Below are 18497 nucleotides of genomic sequence, written 5' to 3'. Positions count from 1 at the left end.
TGGCTGCGTGACTGACGTCGGTGCCGGGTCGCGGCTGGTGGTGATCGTCGTCTTCGATGAGGTGACGATGCTCGATGTCGCAGGGGCAGCAGAAGTCTTCGTCGAAGCCACTCGGTTTGGCGCGAACTACGTGGTCAAGATCGCCTCGGTGGATGGCCGCGATGTGACAACCTCGATCGGCGCACGGTTGGGTGTCACCGACAGCCTTGCCGCCATCGGTTCCGCCGACACCGTCTTGGTCGCCGGCGGTGATTATCTGCCCCGACGCCCCATCGACCCCGCACTTGTTGAAGCCGTCAAATCGCTGGCTGGCCGAACACGGCGCTTGGCGTCCATTTGCACCGGGTCGTTCATCCTGGCTCAGGCCGGCATGCTCAGCGGCCGTCGTGCCACCACCCACTGGCACGACGCCCGGCTGCTCGCGCGGGCATTCCCCGACATCTCGGTCGAGCCGGACGCCATCTTCGTACGTGATGGCGATGTCTACACCTCGGCCGGCGTGTCAGCCGGTATCGACCTCGCGTTGGCGTTGGTCGAAATGGATCACGGCAGCAAGTTGGTTCGCGAGGTCGCGCGATGGTTGGTGGTCTATCTGAAACGCGCAGGCGGACAGTCACAATTCTCGACGCTGGTCGAGGCCGATCCGCCCCCGGAGTCTGCGCTGCGCAGGGTCACCGATGCGGTCGCGGCCGACCCGGCCGCCGACCACAGCGTGAATGCGCTCGCCCGGCGAGCCGCCTTGAGCAGCCGTCAACTGACGAGGCTGTTTCAGGCCGAGCTCGGGACCACCCCGGCACGCTACGTCGAAACGGTACGTATCGATGCCGCCCGCGCCGCGCTCGATGCCGGCCACAGCGTCACCGAATCCGCGCACCGAGCAGGTTTCGGCAGCCCCGAAACTCTCCGTCGGGTATTCACCGACCACTTAGGCGTGTCGCCGAAGGCCTACCGGGATCGGTTCCGCACGACGGTCCGCTGAGACCGTGGGGCCAATGCTGCCACGGGCTCACACCGCCGGAAACCGCTTGCTCAGCTTCTCCAGAGTCAGCATTTCGCGCCCCGCGTCATCAAGGTAGGGGATACCGATCCCATATTCTGCCCACCGGCCGGCGATACGAGATTCCAGTTCGGGAGCGAGCCGATCAGTCGGCGGGAAGCGGCGCCCACCCCACACCTCCCGGGGCGCGACCTCCCAGCTGCGGGTGGCATCGACGAGGACCCGGGTCCATTCCCCGGCGCCGTACTTGTTGGCGTCGTTGTGCTCCGGCGGAGTCGATGGATCCAGTGATGACCCGAAACCCGGTCCGAAGAAGGCGATGTCGCCTAGGCCGGCGTTGACTCGGTATGACAAGGCCCAGTCCAGCGCCGCCGGGTCATGGAGATCGATGTCTTCCTCGACAACCACGACGTTCTTGTGGAACCAGACTGCGCCGCCGGTTCCCCATAGCGCCGCGGCGATCTGTTGCGCATGACCGCGGTATCGCTTTTGGATCTGCACCAGGGTGTTCTGACCGTTGGTGACCTCTGTCATCCATAGGTCGGTGATGCCACCGATCCCTAGATCGTCAAGCGCGTTCCAGGTGATCGCCGATCGCGCGAAGTTGACGATGCTGTCCTCGTTCAACATCCCGGGCCGAATGCCCTCGAGGGTTCCACGTAGCACCGGATCGTTGCGGTGGGTGATGCAGGTGACGCGCAGGACCGGCGCCGGCGCCGCATCGCCGATGAAACCCGGGTACTCCGCGAACGGGCCCTCCATAGCAAAAGTGGCGGGGTCCGGATCGATAAACCCTTCGACCACGATCTCCGCGGACGCCGGTACGTGTAGTGGAACTGACTCGCAGGCAACCAAATCGACCGGACGATCAAGTAAGGCGCCCATCATGTCCCATTCGCAGATGCTTTTCGGGAAGGGGCTGCCGGCGCAGAACGGCAGCACGTCGTGCCAACCGTAGACGACGGCAACCGGCATCGGCTCCGGCTTGTACTCCGCCATATGACCGCCCCAGCCCTGACTCGGCACCAGGAGTTTGGCGATCTTGTCGCGGTCGATGATCATGCCCCGGTAAAGGCCGATGTTGTCACGGCCCGTCCCTTTGTCTTGGGTGACCACACCGCAGTAGGTGTCGATGTAACGGCCGCCGTCTTCGCCATGCCACTTCGGTACTGGCAGCTCATTCAGGTCTATGGCGGCGCCCTCGACGACGTTCTCCTTGACCGGACCGGTCTGGACCACGCGCGGCGAAATGGGCTTTCTGAAGGTATCTCGAAGGTGTGCGACGATCTGTGAATCGCTGGTGCCCTCGGGCAGCCCCAACATCAGCAGGATTTGGCGCCGACTCCCAAGTGCCGACGTCACCAGCTTGGTGCATCGGGTGTTGTTGTGGCCGATGATGTTCTCGAACAGCAATGCGGGCCCGCCCAGGGAAAGGTTGGCGCGGGTAATAGCGCCGATCTCTTCGTTCCAGTCGACCGGAACGGTAATGCGGCGCAACTGGTCCGCGGCCTCCAGGGTGGCGAGCCAGCTACGCATATCCGGACCGGTATCGACTTGCTCAGTGACGGCGGTGCGGCGGGGAATGCCTGTTGCGGAAGTCATTTCGCTCTCCTCACGATCTCCAGCCGAGCTGCAGGATCGTCTTTCCAACGATTGATCAGCGAGTGTTCGATTCCGAGCTGATCGATGATGCGGCCGACCACGTAGTCGGTCACCTCGTCGACGGAGCTGGGCCGGCTGTAATAGGCGATGGTCGGCGGGAAAATCACCGCGCCGGCACGGGCCAGGTAGTGCATGTTTTCCAGGTGAATCTCGCTCAGTGGCGCTTCCCGAGCAACCAGAACCAGCTTGCGTCGCTCCTTGAGCGTCACATCGGCGGCGCGGGTGATCAGGTTGTCGCTGAAGCCGATTCGGATGGCGCTCAACGTCTTCATGCTGCACGGGCACACAACCATGCCGTCAGTGCGGAAGGATCCACTGGAAATGGCTGCTGCGAGATCCCTAGCGCTGTAGCTGTGGGTGGCCAGTGCTCGGACATCGGTGACGGTGGTATCGGTCTCGATCTTGATCGTTGCTCGTGCCCACTCGCTGAGGACCAGGTGCGTCTCCACACCCAGCTCTCCGAGCGTTTCCAACAGGCGGATACCCAAGGTGGCGCCTGTTGCTCCGGTCATCGCGACGACTAGGCGCATCTTGTTCTCCTCTCACCCGATGGTCCGGTTGATCGACGGATCATTGCCAGGAGCTCTGAGTCAGTCTGCGGGGCAGGATGGCGGGACTGGACGGTCATTTCCGCCGTCAAACCCACAGAATCCGACACACGTGCCGGGACTAGACCCTGTCGCATTCTGTGGGATCCGCGGCCGATCAGCCATGGCTGATCTGTCAGTTCCACGACCAAGATTGGAAGACAGCACGCCGCAGGAGAGGAGCCCCGATGTCCCAGACCGCGCCGACACGGCGAATATTGATCACCGGTGCGTCTAAGGGCATCGGTCGGGCAGTCGCAGACCGCCTGGCCGACGCCGGCGTCGAGCCGATCGGTATCGCCCGCACCGCACCCCAGGATTTCCCGGGCAAGTTCTACGCGGTGGACCTCGCCGACCGCGCGGCGACCGCAACGACTCTGGATGCGATCCTCGCCGACGGTCCTGTCGATGCGGTGGTCAACAACGTCGGTTTCGCGCGGTTCGGCCGAATCGGTTCGGTCGATCTCGAGGACTTGTTCGACACCTATGACCTCAACGTGCGCACGGCTGTGCAGGTCGTCCAAAGCGTGTTGCCGGGAATGCTTACTCGGGGCTGGGGCCGCATTGTCAACGTCACAAGCCTGACGGCATTGGGTACCCCCGAACGCACGCCCTATGCCGCCGCCAAGGCGGCCCTAGACGCTTGTACCCGGATTTGGGCCGTCGAGTTGGCCGCCACGGGGATCACCGTGAATGCCGTTGCGCCTGGCCCCACTGAAACGGAGATGTACCGGGAGCGAAGCCCGATCGGGTCCGAGCGGGAAAGCCTTTTCCTGCAGAGCATCCCGATGGGTCGCGTCGGAAAGCCATCGGAGATCGCGCACGCGATCTGCTTCCTGCTGCACGAGGACGCCGGGTACATCACCGGGCAGATCATCCGGGTGGACGGTGGCGGAAGCGTCGGCCGTTAGAAGACAGCAGTTTCGAAACCAAAGGAGTCAGACCAATGACCAGAGCAGTTGACACCATCGCAGGCGTTGCGATTCCCGACACCGCGCTGGTGCGGGAAACCACCGAGTACATCCGCGATGTCGAAAGCGATTTGTTGTTTCATCATTCTCGCCGGGTTTTCCTCTTCGGAGCGCTGCACGGGCGCCTACGCGGTCTGACGCCCGACTTGGAACTGCTGTATGTGGGGGCGATGTTTCACGACCTGGGGTTGACCGAGCGCTATCACGGTTCGCAGCTGCGCTTCGAGGTGGACAGCGCGAACGCTGCCCGCGACTTTCTGCGCCAGGCAGGTATCAACGAATCCGATGCTCGCAAGGTCTGGTTGGGGATCGCGTTGCACACCACCCCGGGTGTGCCGGAGTTTCTGGACCCGGAGATCGCTCTGGTCACCGCCGGCGTCGAAACCGATGTGCTCGGGATCGGCCGCGCCGAGCTGCCGGCACACCTACTCGACGCGGTGACCGACGCGCACCCGCGGCCGGACTTCAAACGCCGGATCCTGCATGCTTTCACCGAAGGTGTCCGGCACCGCCCAGACAGCACTTTCGGCACGGTGAACGCCGACGTACTCGCGCACTTCGACCCGTCCTTTGTCCGCGGCGATTTCGTCGAGACGATTCTCGGCAACGCTTGGCCGGACTAGTGCCGGCAACCGCATTACCGAGGGGCGGCGCTAGCCCTCTTTGCTGATCAGCTTGCCCAGCGCCGCCCGGTCCGATGCCAGCAGCTCGTCGATGCGCGGCTGGTTGACATCGGCGACGATGATCTCGCCGACCTCCTGGTTGACGCTGCTGAAGATGCCGTGCTCCATCATCTTCTCCGTCTGATACAGGTTGTCCTGGGTGGGCGTGACGTAGTGCACCGCCGCAGCCTTGAACCGGTGGATCAGCCACAGGTGGGCCAGGTCCATCAGCCGCTTCTGGCGGAGCTTCTCGGCGAAGGTGTTCTGGTCGCGCACCGTCAAGATGCTGCGACCGTGCCGGTCCTTGATCGGGTCGACGATCACGTTGGCGAGCTTCTCGTCGCCCTCGCCGTAGATCCCCAGTTCCAGCACGTCGGATCCGGGACGGGTGGGCCGCAGTTGCGCACGCAGCTTCTCGCCGAGCTGATAGTGCTCGGCCCACAACGCCAGCCAATCCTCCAGCAGCTTCTTGGGCACCTCGGTCTGCACCAAATGCTGATGTTGGGTGGACCCGGCGCCCATCGCCTTGGTGGTGGCGGTGCGGCCCGACGACGCGGCCAGCGCAGCGTCGCTGCGCGGCCCGCCGACCAGCGTCTGCGGTGTGCGGTACGGCGACTCCACCAGCCGCATCTTGCGCTGCAGACGGGCCAGCGCCAGCATGCCGTCCTGCAACAGGGTGGCCGCGAACTCCTCGGAGGCCACGCCGTCGACCTGGTGGCCGCCGTAGGTGATGAAGTTGAAGACGAAGCCCAACTTGCCGATCTCGGCGGGGAATGCCCGCATCTGGTCGTCGGTCATGCCGGTGGTGTCCCAGTTGAACGACGGGGACAGGTTGTAGGCCAGCATCTGGTCGGGATACACCGCGTGGATCGCCTCGGCGAACTCGCGGGCCTCGGCGAGATCGGCGGTCTTGGTCTCCATCCACAGAATGTCGGCGAACGGCGCCGCAGCCAGCGACTTGGCGATCGCATACGGGATGCCGCCGCGCACCTGGAAGTAGCCTTCGGGAGTCTTGGCCCGGTCGCAGTCCCAGCCCGGGTCGGCGTTGAGCTCGGCAGCTTTCGCCCGCGCGGTGTACAGCGGCGCGCGGAAAGAGAATTCGCGCCACTGCGCGGCGGTCATCTCCTTGGGCTCACCCTCTCGCTCGGCGAAGTCCAGCATCTCGGCGACCGCATCGGCGAACGTCATCAGCCCGGCGTCGTACTGCCAGGCCTCCACGAACTTCGACTCGATCTCGTCGAAGAGGGTGTCCACCGACTGACTTCCGTCGCTGCTCCAGCCCTTCGCGGCCGTGGTGATCAGCTCGGTGATGCCCTGGCGTTCCAGCCACGTGTCCGCCTCGGCGTACTCGCCCTCGGGCAGGGCGTAGAGCAGGTGGCCGTTGATCTCTTTGATGCCCGAGTCGTAGAACCGCCGCGTCATCGCTAGGAAACACGCCTTGTAGGACGGGATCTTCAGGTTGGTGGTGCCCAGGATGAACGGCTGGTCGCGCTCGTCGGAGCGGCTCTCGACCAGGTTGGCCGCCTCGGCGTCGGTGCGCGCCACGATGATGCCCGGCACGCCCATCATGTCCAGCTGGAAGCGGGCGGTGTTGAGCCGCTTGATCTGCTCGTCGGAGGGCACCAGCACCTTGCCGCCCTGGTGCCCACACTTCTTGGTGCCGGGCCGCTGGTCCTCGATGTGATAGCCGGGGACACCGGATTCGACGAAGCGCCGGATCAGGTTGCGCACGTGCGGATCACCGCCGTGGCCTGTGTCGGCGTCGGCGATGATGAACGGCCGATAATCCACGGCGGGAGTGGCGGCGCGCTGCTCCGCGGTCATCTGCAGGCGTAGGTACTGCTGGTTGCGGTCGGCGGTGAGCAGGGCACGCACCAGCCCGGCCGCCTCGTCGGGTACCTGACTGAGCGGGTAGCTGGCCAGGTCGGGGCCCGGGTCCTCGGTGATGGAGCCCTTCGCCGAGGTCGCCCAGCCGCCGAGGTAGATGCCCTCGATGCCAACCCGCTTCATCACCACCGCCTGGCCAGGCGAATACGGCCCGAAGGTGGTGATGCTCTTCTTGGCGGCGAACAGCTCACGCAGCCGGGCGTAGAACGCGGTGGCTGCCTCCCGAGCGACCGGATAGTCGGCGGGGATGGTGCCGCGCTGCTCGACGACTTGACGAGCGCTGTAGAGACGGGTGATGCCTTCGAATCGAGGGCTGTCGAAGTACTTCTGCACAGCTGCGACGTCGGCGTCGACATCGCGTTCGACCGGTGTGCTCGCCGTTGAGTTCGTCTCGATCGTCGTCATGGAAATTTCGCTCCCTTTTCACCGGATCAATGCGGCGGTCCCAGCTTGCTTCCTCCCCGTATTGTGCCGCCGTACGCTGAGCGATAGTTCGGTTTTGCCTACATCTTCAGCACGGCGCCGCTGATGCCGCAGAACTGCCGCGAAGGCATCGGATTCGTGGCCCGAAGTGGCTAAACTCAAGGTTTATGACGTACCGGTCGGACCGGTGGGCAGAACACTGGGAGCAGGCGCCGCAGCCCGTGGTGGTCGGCCGCTGGGCGGCCCGTCGGATGAGCCGGCGCTTCGCCGGCGTGGGCGTCCGCATTCCGCCCGCTCGGCTTCGTGAGATGGCGGTCGGTGCACCGCTGGCGTCGGCGGAATCGGTCGACTATGCGTTCGCGCTTGCCGCCACGGAGATGAAGCATGAGCAGCGACTGGCCCGGGCACGGCGCAACCGGCGGCGACTGACGAACGCGCTCATCGTGGCCGGCCTGATGATCGCTTCGCTCAATCTGCTGATCTGCATGGGCTATCTCTTCATCAGTCTGGCGCTGCGCGAACCGGCTATGTGATCGGTCACTGCACCAACTCCATTGTGGTGGAGGTCCTTTGACGTTCGAAGCAGGCTTCGCCCAAAGAGCTGGGACTTAGACTGCGGGCATGACGCAGATGCCGCGCCCGACGGCCCGCAAAGGACTGGTCCAGATCGAGGAGTGCCTGGACTCCAACGGCGGCATCGTTCTGCCGCCGGGCGAAACCCTGATCTCGCTGATCGATCGCAATATCGCCAATGTGGGGGACGCGATGGCATTCCGCTACCTCGACTATGCCGGCCAGGTCGAGGGCCAGGCGGTGGAGCTGACCTGGACACAACTCGGCGAGCGATTGCGCGCTGTTGGCGCCCGCCTGCAAGGCCTCACGGCCCCCGGTGACCGCGTCGCGATCCTGGCGCCGCAGGGACTGGACTACGTCACCGGGTTCTATGCCGCCGTCAAATGCGCAACCGTCGCGGTGCCCCTGTTCGCTCCCGAACTCCCGGGGCACGCCGAGCGACTGGACACCGCCTTGCGGGATTCCACTCCGGCCGTGGTCCTGACGACAGCTGCGGTGCGGCGCATCGTCGACGAATTTCTGGGCAGGCTGCCCCAGCAGTTGCAGCCCCGTGTGGTGGTCATCGATGAGATACCGGACTCGGCGGGGGAGGACTTCGTGCCCGTCGACATCGATGTCGACGACGTCTCGCATCTGCAGTACACCTCGGGCACCACGCGGCCACCGATCGGCGTGCAGGTCACCCACCGCTCGGTTGCCACCAACCTGCTGCAGATGATCCTGTCGATCGACATGCTGGACCGAAACACGCACGGCCTCAGCTGGTTACCGCTCTATCACGACATGGGCCTGTCGATGATCGGATTTCCGGCGGTCTACGGGGGGCACTCCACGCTGATATCGCCGACGGCATTCATCCGCCGACCGCAGCGCTGGATCAACGCGCTGTCGGAAGCATCGCGGCGGGGCCGGGTGGTCACCGCCGCACCCAACTTCGCCTATGAGCTGACCGCGGCGCGGGGCCTACCAGCGCCGGGTGCCGATGTCGACCTGGCCAACGTGGTGATGATCATCGGATCCGAACCGGTGAACATGGCGGCGATCACCGCCTTCAACGCGGCGTTCGCACCGTATGGGTTGCCGTCCACCGCCATCAAGCCGTCCTACGGGATCGCCGAGGCCACGCTGTTCGTGGCCACCATCGCTCCCGACGCTCAGGCGAGTGTGTTGTACGTGGACCGTGATCAACTCGGTGCCGGCCGCGCGGCGCCGGTGGCCGCCGATGCCCCGGGCGCGGTGGCCCAGGTCTCGTGCGGTCAGGTCGCCCGCAGCCTGTCGGCGGTGATCGTCGACGCCGAGGCCGGCGCGGAATTGCCCGACGGCCACATCGGTGAGATCTGGCTGCAGGGTGACAACGTCACCGCCGGCTACTGGGGCAGGCCCGATGAGACCCGGCACGCATTCGGTGCCCGCCTGCGGTCTCGGCTTGACCACGGCAGCCATACCGGGCCGACACCGGCCGACGGCGGATGGCTGCGCACCGGCGACCTGGGCTTCTATTCCGGCGGTGAGCTCTACGTGACCGGCCGCACGGTGGATCTGATGACCCTTGGGGGACGCGGCCACTATCCCCAGGACATCGAGGCCACCGTGGCGGCGGCCTCACCGATGGTGCGTGGCGGCTACGTGGTCGCATTCGCCGCGCCGGTGGAGATCGCCGATCAGCTGGTGATCGTCGCCGAGCGCGCGACCGGCACCGGCCGCAAGGACCCCAGGCCGGCGATCGAGGCAATCCGCGCGGAGGTGCAGCGGGTGCACGGGGTGAAGGCCGCCGATGTCCGATTCGTCCCTGCCGGGGCAATCCCACGCACCACCAGCGGAAAACTCGGCCGCACCGCGTGCCGCGAACAGTATGTGGCGGGCACGCTCGGTGCGCGCTGAGGTGGCTGCTACAGCACCGCGGGCGCGCACAGCGGGCGCACAGCGCAGACCTGTCGGGCGCCAAAAATAGCTAGCTAGCCTTCCTAAAGCATCTTGCCGGATCGATTGCCGGCCAAGAGACAAGGGGAGGCAATGGACTACGGAGCCCTGCCGCCGGAGATCAATTCGGCGCGCATGTACGCCGGCCCCGGCCCGGCTTCGTTGCTGGCCTCTGCGGCCGCCTGGCAGGACTTGGCCGCCGAACTGAACTCCGCCGCCGCGTCCTACGGTTCGGTGATCGCGGGTCTGACGAGTGGTTCCTGGCTGGGCGCCTCGGCGGTGACGATGGCGGCCGCGGCAAGCCCCTACGTGACCTGGCTCAGTGCCACCGGGGCACAGGCCGAGCAGGCCGGCGCCCAACTGGCCGCCGCCGTCACGGCCTACGAATCCGCCCACGCGGCAACGGTTCCGCCGCCGCTGATCGCCGCCAACCGCACCCTGCAGGAGACGCTGATCGCCACCAATCTCCTGGGGCAGAACACCGCGGCGATCGCCACGACCGAGGCGCAGTACCTTCAGATGTGGGCACAGGACGCCGCGGCCATGTACGGCTACGCCGGAGCGTCGGCGGTCGCCACCCAGGTCACGCCGTTCGCCTCGCCGCCGCAGACCACCGACCCGTCCCGGCAGGCGGGCCAGGTGGCCTCCGTCGCGCAGTCGGCCGCCGCCACCACCGGTACCGACACCGAGGCATTGATGTCGCAAGGGCCGCAACTGCTCTCGACGACCCCGACGGCCCTACAAGCACTGGCCGCACCCACCGAGGAGGCTTCGACGGGCGGGTCGATGTCGTCCTCGATGTCGAGCCTGAACTCGCTGATGATGCCGATGCGCATGGCCATGATGCCGATGAGCATGCTGATGCGGATGCTGATGGGCGGCTCCAACGGGGCCAAGGGCGCCGCGGCGGGTGTGGCGGCCGCCGGTGGGGCGGCCTCGGGCCTGCTCAGCTCCGCCGGTGGCGCGGCGACCACCGTGACGCTGACCGGCTTCTCCGGCGGAACGGCGGCCACCGCGGGGTTGGGCCGAGCCGCTTCGATCGGCGCGTTGTCGGTGCCGCCGGCCTGGACCGGACTGGGTGTGGCCAGCTCTCCGGTGGCCACGACGCTGCCGTCCGTCGGCGGGGTAGCGGCCCCGGCGGCGGGGATGGGCAACGCGGCCGCGGTGCCGCCGATGGTGCCGTTCGGCAGCCTGGCCGCACGGGGTGGGATCGGCGGCGCGGCCACCCAGTACGACTTTCGGCCTACGGTGATCCCGCGGTCACCGGCAGCGGGGTAGTGGGCGCGCCGCTTTCAGCGGGGGACCGGGTCGGCGCCATCCGGATTCGTCGGGTGTTCTGGATGTTTTGCGGCCACCAGAACCACCGGCCCAGCAGCGCCGCGATCGAGGGCGTCAGGAACGAGCGCACGATCAGGGTGTCGAACAACAGACCGAGCCCTATGGTGCTGCCGGCCTGACCGATCGAATACAGGTCGCTGACCGCCATCGACATCATCGTGAAGGCGAACACCAGGCCCGCGGCGGTGACCACCGATCCGGTTCCGCCGATCGAACGGATGATCCCGGTCTTGATCCCGGCGCCGATCTCCTCGGAGAACCGGGAGACCAGCAGCAAGTTGTAGTCCGAGCCCACCGCCAGCAGGATGATCACCCCGAACACCGGTGCGATCCAGTTCAAGGGGAGCCCGAGGATGTGCTGCCACACCACCACGGTCAGGCCGAATGCCGCACCCAGCGACAGCAGCACCGTCCCGACGATCACCGCGGAGGCGACCAGCGCCCGGGTGATCAGCAGCATCACGATGAAGATCAGCGTCACCGCCGCCGCCCCGACAATAAGGATGTCGTAGGTCGAGCCGGTCTGAATGTCGTTGTACACCGCCGCGGTTCCGGTGAGGTAGAACTTGGCGCCGGTCAGCGGTGTTCCCTTCACCGCGTCGTGAGCGGCGGCCAGCATCGGCTCGACGAATGAGATGCCCTTGGGGGTGGCCGGGTCGGCGTCGTAGGTGACGATGAACCGCGCCGCCTTACCGTCCGGGGACAAGAACAGCTTGAGGCCCTTCTGGAAGTCGGGGTTGTCGAGGGCCTCCGGGGGCAGATAGAAGTAGTCGTCCGCCTTGGAGGCGTCGAAGGCCCGGCCCATCTCGGTGGCCGTGTCGGTCATCCTCGACATCTGGGTCACCAACCCGGAGAAGCTCGAATGCATCGCGAGCAGGCTGCCCTGCATGGATTTCGCCACTGCGATCATCGGGTCGAACTGCCCGACCAGCTGCGGCATCACCGTGTTCACCTCGGCCATGTCGGCCAGCAGCGGCCGCATGTCCTCGCTGAATTTGTCCATGCCGTCGTAGGCGTCGAAGACCGACCGGATCGCATCACACGCCGGGATGTTGAAACAGTGCTGCTCCCAGTAGAAGTAGTTGCGGATCGGGCGCACTACATCATCGAAATCTGCGATGTGGTCGCGGATCTCGTCGACGGTCGCGGTCACCGTGGCCATGTCGACGCTCATCTTGTCGGTGGTGCTGTTCATCTGGTTGACCAGGTCGCGCAGTCGCACCATGGAGTCGACGGTGGCGCCCAGGTCGTCGCTCATCTTGACCATGTCTGACAGCCGGTCGGTCATGAACTGCAGGTTCTCCTGGATCGGGACGGCCTGCATGCTGACCTGAAACGGTATCGAGGTGTGGTCGATCGGGCTGCCCAACGGCCGGGTGATGCTCTGCACCCGTTCCACTCCGCGGGTGGCAAACATGTTCTTGGCAATGCGGTCCAAGATGATCATGTCGGCAGGATTGCGAAGATCGTGGTCGCTTTCGACCATCAGGACGTCGGGGTTCATCCGGGCGGCGCTGAAATGACGTTCGGCTGCGTCGTATCCGACGTTCGCGGGCAGGCTAGCCGGGATGTAGTGACGGTCGTTGAAGCTGATCTTCATGCTGGGCACCGCCAGTATCCCGGCCAGGGTGACCAATAGCGCCGCCACGAAAACCGCACCGGGCCAGCGGACATTGGCGGTTCCGATCCGCCGCCAGCCGCGGCCCTCGACCCGCTTGGGCTCCAGCAGACCGTGCCGGGTGGCGATCGCGACGATGGCCGGGGCCACGGTGAGCGCACCGGCGATGACCACCAGCAGACCCAGGGCCGACGGGATGCCCAGGGCTTTGAAGTAGGACAGCCGGGCGAAATGCAGACACAGTGACGCGCCCGCGATCGTCAGTCCCGAGCCCAAGATGACATGCCAGGTGCCGCGAAACATCGAGTACCAGGCGGTCTCGGGGTCTTCGCCGGCATTGCGGGCTTCGTGGTAACGCCCGATCAGGAAGATCGCGTAGTCGGTCCCGGCCGCGATCGCCAGCGACGACAGCATCGCGACCACGAACGTCGAGAAGCCCAGTAGGCCATGGTGCCCGAGGAGTGCGACGAGCCCACGCGCACTGCCCATCTCGAAGCCCACCATCGCCAGCGCGAGCGCCACGGTGGCGGCGGAACGGTAGACGATGGCTAGCATGACGATGATGACCACTCCGGTCACGCCCATCATCTTGAGCATGCTCTTGTCGGCGGCTTCGTTCATATCGGTGGTCAGAGCGGCCTGGCCGGTGACATAGGTCTTCACACCGTCCGGTGTTGGGACCGAGCCGACGATCTTGCGAACCGCGTCGACCGACTCGTTGCCCAGGGTGCTGCCCTGATCACCCGCGGTGTTGATCTGCGCGTAGGCGGCTTTGCCGTCGGTGCTTTGCACTCCGGCGGCGGTGATCGGGTCGCCCCACAGGTCCGCGATGTGCTGGACGTGTTCGTGATCGGCCGCCAGTTTGGCGATCACGGTGTCGTAATAGCGATGCGCCTCGGGACCCAGCTCGGTCTCGCCTTCGAGCACCAGCATCACCATGGCATCGGAGTCGAATTCGTCGAACGTGGCGCCGATGTGCTTGGCCGCGATCATCGACGGCGCGTCCTGGGGCGACATCGTGACCGCGTTCTCGCGCGCCACCGACTCGATCGGCGGAACCAGCACGTTGAGACCGACGGTCAGTAGCAGCCAGAAGATCACCAGCGGCCAGGCCAGCCGGCGAACCGCCCGCATATACCCCGGGCGAGGGGTGCCGTGCCCGCTCATGCGCCTTTGACCAGACAGAACACCTGGGCGTGGTGCCCGGTGGCCAGCTGCTCGTCTTTGACGGCGCCGTTGACCGTGATGCGGCAGCCGATCTGGTCGCCATCACCTTGGGCGACCAGATTGCCGATGACAGATGGACTTGTGGTGGTCATGGTGTGGCTCCAGGGCAAGCCGGTGAACGTCGCCTGCGCGGGCTGGGCCTCGGGGTTCAGATAGCTCACCGAGCCGGCCACGGTGTCAGACCCGAAAACCTCGTAGCGGACCTGCTTTTCGTTGATCGAGTTGATCACCTGCGAACCGCTGCCGTCCCAGCGGAAGATCTCGTCGGCGCCGAACGCGCCACGCAGGTTGATGACGGCCAGTGTTCCGACGACTGCCGCCGACGCGACCACGACGGGGACCCAGGCTCGGCTCACGATCGCGCGCATACCCATCAGCTCTCGATTCCCTCCACTCGGACTCTCCGTGAATACTATACCCCGTAGGGTATACGAATATTCCCGAAGAACCCTAGGGGGTATGGGGAGGCGGGTCAGTCGATGGCGTGCCGCGGCTGGGCGGCGACGGCTTCGCCGAGCCAGCGGCGCAGGAATCGGCGCAGCTCATCGGGGGAGCGATCCGGATCGTTGGGGGCCACGACGAACGAGAGCATGATCCGCAGGGTGAACTCCACGAGTTCGCGCAGCGCCGCTTCGTCGTAGCCGTGTCGCTTCCAGTCGACGTCGAAGCGCTCGATCATCCGCATGCCGAAGTCGCGGGCCTCTTGCGAGGCCATCTCTCGGTTGTGCGCCGACGATGACGACAACATGGCGCCCAGGTGTGGGGAGCGGGCTACGGCATCGAGGGTGTAGACGGCGCCTTCGGCGAGCGCGTCGGCGGGGCCGTGAATGCCGTGCACGTGCTCGGTGAGCCGGTCGAGGAAGTCGTCGACGGAGGCGATGGCCACGGCGCGCATCAGCGCATCGGCGGTGGGGAAGTAGCGATACACCGTCTGGCGGATCACCCCGAGTGACGTGGCGACGTCGGCCAGCGACACCGCCGACCCGGTCTCGGCGACCAGCTCGACGGCCGCGGCGATGATTCGCCGGCCGGCTTCTTCGTCGGTGTGTGGCGGGTTGCCTCCCCAGCCCCGTCGGCGTGCCATCAGTGGCCTGCTTGACAAGCTTGGTGCATCGAACAATCATACGCGAAGATGTCCAGTTGTATGTTTTGAGCTGAGGTAGTGATGACCGACCTGATCGTGCGCAAACTGCGGTTCGCGTTCGCCGAGTACCCCGTGCCGTTTTTGTGGAACGAAGCCAACCCGGCGTTCTCGTCGATGGCCAACGCTGTCTCGCTGCTGGCGATCGGCTTCGAGAAGATGATCGGCGGCATGATCGCCGAGGCGATGCCGCTGATCACCGACCCGGTGGTCGCCGAAGAGGCCGACGCCTTCGTGCGTCAGGAGGGTCAGCACTCCATGGCCCACCGCGGCCATGCCAAGGCATTGGTCAGGGCCTACCCGGGTCTCAAGGAGACCGTCGATGAGTGCAACGCCATGTTCGACAAGATGGCCGCCGAAAAATCACTGGACTACCGGCTGGCCTACACCGCCGACCTCGAGGCCACCTTCACCCCGGTCTTCAAGCTGATGCTCGACCACGACAACACCCTGTTCGCTCCGGGCGACGACCGGGTGGCGTCACTGTTCTTGTGGCACTTCGTCGAGGAAGTCGAGCACCGCAGCTCCGCGCTGATCATCTACGACCATGTCATCAACGACCCGTGGTACCGGATGCGGATGGCGCCGTCGATCTTCAAGCACGTGATGAGCGTGATCAAGGTGGCGTGCGAGGGCTTCAATCGGCACGTTCCCTTGGCGGACCGCAAGGTTGACGCCCTGTCACTGTTCAGTACCTACCGCGCCAAGCAGGCGTGGAGGCGGCGGGTCCCGTTCGGCTGGCCCGCGGACGAGGGTCCTGTCGCCGACGCCTTCAAACATCTGCCAAAGCGCGAAATGGCCACCGCGGTAGCCGGTATCATCCGCAGCCAGCTGCCCAATCACAAACCGGCTCACGAAAAGATCCCGGTCCTGGCCAATGAGTGGTTCGCCCGCTATGACGACGGCTACGACGTGACCAAGTGGTACACCGCAGAGGAGAAGAGCGCCTGATGCCCGACTTGTGTGCCCCGACATTCGAGCGCCTCGCCGAGTCGCTGGGCTTCTCCTGCGGCGAGGCCGGGGGACTGCTGGAATTCCGCAACCCCCTGCAGCTGGAGAACTGGACGCTGCCGGTCCTGGAGATCACCGTGATCACCGGTGCCGTGCTGGCACTGATCTACGCGATCATCCGGTACCGCCGCGGCGATGCCACCAACTTGGCACTGTGGTTCGGGGCGATCGCCTATCTGCTGATCATCGAACCGCCGCTCTATTTTCCCGGGGCGTTCGGCATCGCCGATCAAGTCGACACGATGTTCGCGCACAACGTGTTCACCGTCGAATTCCTGTGGGGGCGCCTCCCGCTGTACATCGTCGCGATCTACCCGATGATGGCCACCATCTCCTTCGAGATCGTCCGGATCCTGGGCGTGTTCCGGCGCTACGGTGTCATCGTCGGCGCGATCTGCGTGGGCTTTGTCCACCACGCCTTCTATGAGATCTTCGACCACCTCGGCCCGCAGCTGCGCTGGTGGGAATGGTCGGTGGACAACCCGCTGAACCAACCCATGTTCACCTCGGTGCCGATGGGCAGCGTGGTGGTGTTCGCGGCGCTGTGGCCGGCGTCGCTGGCGTTCTGTGTCCAACTGTTGGTCGGTCGTCAGGTCGATCACGGCCGGAGATTCGGTGGGCTGCAGGTGTTGTGGCGGACGATCGTCATCGGCGTGCTGGCCTCGCTCGGCACCGGCATCCTGCCGCTGCCGGCGACCCTGCTCGGTGCCGCCACTGACGGGAGGCTGACCGGGATCGCCTATGCCGCTGAACTTCTCATCATGACCGCGGTGGCCATCCCGATCCTGATCATCCAGTGGCGCCGCTTGCGGCTGAATCTGTTTGCCGCCGGTCGCTACGACAACCCGCTGATGGTCCGCTACGCCGCGGTGTATCTGTCGGTCATGACGGTGCTGTGGCTGACGGCCCTGCCGGCCTACCTGGATGCGTCGGGCGGGCTGACCGCTAACGGCGACCCGGTGGGATGTCTCTGGTACGTGGTGCTGTGCTTTGCGGTGGCTTATTTGAGTGTGGTGGCCGCCGCGACGGTCCCGCCGATCTTGGAGCCCCACGAGAAGCCTGAGCCGGTGGCCGCCGGGCGCTGAGCGCGGCGACAGCGGCCCGCCGTGGACGCAGGTTGACGCGCTTGGCAGACTGTTGCCATGGCGCAGATCACGTTAAAGGGAAACCAGATCAACACCGTAGGCGAGTTGCCGGCCGTCGGTTCGGCAGCACCGGCGTTCAGCTTGACCGGAACCGACCTGAGCGTGGTGGACAGTGGGCAGTTCGCCGGTAAGCCGGTTCTGCTGAACATCTTCCCGTCGGTCGACACCCCGGTCTGTGCGACCAGCGTGCGGACCTTCAACGAGCGGGCGGCCGCGGGTGGGGCCGTGCTGTGTGTCTCCAACGACCTGCCGTTCGCGCAGAAGCGGTTCTGCGGTGCCGAGGACATCGAGAATGTCACCAGCGCCTCGGGCTTCCGGGACAGCTTCGGTGCCGACTACGGGATCACCATCGCCGATGGTCCGCTGGCCGGACTGCTGGGCCGGGCGATCGTGGTGATCGGCGCAGACGGCAACGTCGCCTACACCGAGCTGGTGCCGGAGATCGGCCAGGAGCCGAACTACGACGCCGCGCTGGCAGCACTGGCCGGGGCCTAGGCCCCACTGGCCGTTCGGGAGTCAGCGGCCCCGCCACTGCGGTGGCCGCTGCTCTCGCCACGCTTGTAGTCCCTCGGCGACGTCCTCGGTCGCTGCGGCCACCTTGCGCATCGTTTCGCCGAACCGCACGGCGTCGATCCAGCTCATGTCGGTGCCGCGCCACGCCACTTCCTTGGTGGCGCGCTGCGCCAGGGGAGCGGCCTTGGTGAGGGTGTGTGCCCAGGCTCGGGCGGTGTCTTGCAGCGCGTCGGGCTCGACGAGTTTCCACACCAGGCCGATGTCCTTGGCGCGTTGCGCGCTGATCGGCTCCCCGGTCAACAACAGCTCCATCGCGTTGGCCCAGCCCACCCGCTGCGGCAGCCGGATCGCCCCGACGATGGTGGGCACTCCCAGGGACACTTCGGGGAAGCGGAACACCGCATCGGTGCTGGCGATGATGAAGTCGCAGAACAACAATCCGGTGAGGCCGTAGCCCACACACGGGCCGTGCACGGCGGCGATCGTCGGCTTGAAGAGTTCCATGCCCGATTCGAACGAGTTGATCGTGGGCTTCTCCCAGAACGTGCCGGGAAAGGTGCCGACCGCGCCCGCCGAGTCCTTGAGATCGGCGCCGGCGCAGAACACGTCGCCTTCGGCCGTGAGAATCCCGACCCAGGCGTCCTCCTCGGCGCGGAACCGGTCCCAGGCGGCGTTGAGGTCCTCGCGCATCGCCCCGTTGATGGCGTTGCGGGCCTCGGGCCGGTTCAAGGTGATGGTCGCGACGTGGTCGTGGCACTCATAGTTGACCAGGCTCATGGCGCCACTCCTCCTCATCGCTTCGCTCTGCATCGTCGTGGCGCA

At 65.8% G+C, this 18497-nt stretch carries 16 protein-coding genes; 9 read left to right on the top strand and 7 right to left on the bottom strand.

What is annotated here, in order from left to right; all coding sequences use genetic code 11:
• Positions 1-7: 7 nt before the first annotated feature.
• On the top strand, positions 8-979 hold the full coding sequence (locus ACJH71_RS05975; protein ID WP_406757093.1) for a GlxA family transcriptional regulator: 972 nt from the start codon (positions 8-10) through the stop codon (positions 977-979).
• Positions 980-1006: 27 nt separating this feature from the next.
• On the opposite strand, the gene ACJH71_RS05970 is transcribed toward ACJH71_RS05975, so the two are convergent.
• Entirely contained in the window at positions 1007-2599 is a 1593-nt protein-coding gene (locus ACJH71_RS05970; RefSeq protein ID WP_406757092.1) for a UbiD family decarboxylase, read from the bottom strand.
• On the bottom strand, positions 2596-3189 hold the full coding sequence (locus ACJH71_RS05965; protein WP_406757091.1) for a UbiX family flavin prenyltransferase: 594 nt from the start codon (positions 3187-3189) through the stop codon (positions 2596-2598). Before ACJH71_RS05965 ends, ACJH71_RS05970 begins: the two co-directional genes overlap by 4 nt.
• 245 nt (positions 3190-3434) lie before the next feature.
• Here ACJH71_RS05965 and ACJH71_RS05960 point away from each other — a divergent pair, with 245 nt between their 5' ends.
• Together ACJH71_RS05960 and ACJH71_RS05955 are read left to right on the top strand one after the other, a co-directional pair.
• Positions 3435-4157 carry an SDR family oxidoreductase gene (locus tag ACJH71_RS05960; RefSeq protein WP_406757090.1) on the top strand — a complete coding sequence of 241 codons (723 nt, stop codon included), beginning with the start codon at positions 3435-3437 and terminating at the stop codon, positions 4155-4157.
• Positions 4158-4192: 35 nt separating this feature from the next.
• On the top strand, positions 4193-4840 hold the full coding sequence (locus tag ACJH71_RS05955; protein ID WP_406757089.1) for an HD domain-containing protein: 648 nt from the start codon (positions 4193-4195) through the stop codon (positions 4838-4840).
• Positions 4841-4870: 30 nt separating this feature from the next.
• Here the strand turns inward: ACJH71_RS05955 and aceA are convergent, their stop codons facing one another.
• Positions 4871-7171 carry an isocitrate lyase ICL2 gene (aceA, locus tag ACJH71_RS05950; protein WP_406757088.1) on the bottom strand — a complete coding sequence of 767 codons (2301 nt, stop codon included), beginning with the start codon at positions 7169-7171 and terminating at the stop codon, positions 4871-4873.
• A gap of 185 nt (positions 7172-7356) precedes the next feature.
• Between aceA and ACJH71_RS05945 the strand changes: the two genes are divergently transcribed.
• The 3 genes from ACJH71_RS05945 to ACJH71_RS05935 all read left to right on the top strand — a co-directional run bounded on the left by ACJH71_RS05945 (position 7357) and on the right by ACJH71_RS05935 (position 10960).
• On the top strand, positions 7357-7722 hold the full coding sequence (locus ACJH71_RS05945) for a hypothetical protein (protein ID WP_406757087.1): 366 nt from the start codon (positions 7357-7359) through the stop codon (positions 7720-7722).
• 88 nt (positions 7723-7810) lie between these two features.
• Positions 7811-9643, top strand: a complete 1833-nt coding sequence (locus ACJH71_RS05940) for a fatty acyl-AMP ligase (protein WP_406757086.1) — start codon at positions 7811-7813, stop codon at positions 9641-9643.
• 132 nt (positions 9644-9775) lie between these two features.
• The gene (locus ACJH71_RS05935) at positions 9776-10960 is read left to right on the top strand and encodes a PPE family protein (protein ID WP_406757085.1); all 1185 of its coding nucleotides are present in this window, start codon (positions 9776-9778) and stop codon (positions 10958-10960) included.
• Here ACJH71_RS05935 and ACJH71_RS05930 read toward each other — a convergent pair.
• The 3 genes from ACJH71_RS05930 to ACJH71_RS05920 all read right to left on the bottom strand — a co-directional run bounded on the left by ACJH71_RS05930 (position 10926) and on the right by ACJH71_RS05920 (position 14949).
• Complete coding sequence (locus ACJH71_RS05930; protein ID WP_406757084.1) at positions 10926-13805, bottom strand: RND family transporter; 2880 nt, start codon at positions 13803-13805, stop codon at positions 10926-10928. The genes ACJH71_RS05935 and ACJH71_RS05930 overlap by 35 nt on opposite strands.
• The gene (locus ACJH71_RS05925) at positions 13802-14233 is read right to left on the bottom strand and encodes an MmpS family transport accessory protein (protein WP_406757083.1); all 432 of its coding nucleotides are present in this window, start codon (positions 14231-14233) and stop codon (positions 13802-13804) included. Before ACJH71_RS05925 ends, ACJH71_RS05930 begins: the two co-directional genes overlap by 4 nt.
• Positions 14234-14337: 104 nt before the next feature.
• The gene (locus ACJH71_RS05920; RefSeq protein WP_406757082.1) at positions 14338-14949 is read right to left on the bottom strand and encodes a TetR/AcrR family transcriptional regulator; all 612 of its coding nucleotides are present in this window, start codon (positions 14947-14949) and stop codon (positions 14338-14340) included.
• Positions 14950-15030: 81 nt separating this feature from the next.
• Here ACJH71_RS05920 and ACJH71_RS05915 point away from each other — a divergent pair, with 81 nt between their 5' ends.
• Genes ACJH71_RS05915 through tpx form a run of 3 tightly spaced genes read left to right on the top strand, consistent with a single transcriptional unit; the run spans position 15031 to position 17657 of the window.
• Positions 15031-15957 (top strand): metal-dependent hydrolase, encoded by a 927-nt coding sequence (locus ACJH71_RS05915; protein WP_406757081.1) that lies wholly within the window; start codon positions 15031-15033, stop codon positions 15955-15957.
• Positions 15957-17102, top strand: a complete 1146-nt coding sequence (locus ACJH71_RS05910) for a hypothetical protein (protein ID WP_406757080.1) — start codon at positions 15957-15959, stop codon at positions 17100-17102. Before ACJH71_RS05915 ends, ACJH71_RS05910 begins: the two co-directional genes overlap by 1 nt.
• A 57-nt stretch (positions 17103-17159) precedes the next feature.
• A complete protein-coding gene (gene tpx / locus ACJH71_RS05905; RefSeq protein ID WP_406757079.1) occupies positions 17160-17657 on the top strand; it encodes a thiol peroxidase in 498 nt (165 codons plus the stop codon).
• A gap of 21 nt (positions 17658-17678) precedes the next feature.
• Here the strand turns inward: tpx and ACJH71_RS05900 are convergent, their stop codons facing one another.
• Positions 17679-18452 (bottom strand): enoyl-CoA hydratase/isomerase family protein, encoded by a 774-nt coding sequence (locus ACJH71_RS05900; protein ID WP_406757078.1) that lies wholly within the window; start codon positions 18450-18452, stop codon positions 17679-17681.
• Positions 18453-18497: the final 45 nt, after the last annotated feature.

This window comes from Mycobacterium sp. SMC-15 (genome assembly GCF_045310925.1).
In the GTDB taxonomy this organism is placed as follows: domain Bacteria; phylum Actinomycetota; class Actinomycetes; order Mycobacteriales; family Mycobacteriaceae; genus Mycobacterium.
The sequence above is the reverse complement of the archived record's forward strand: the minus strand, read 5'-3'. Positions and strand labels throughout refer to the sequence as shown.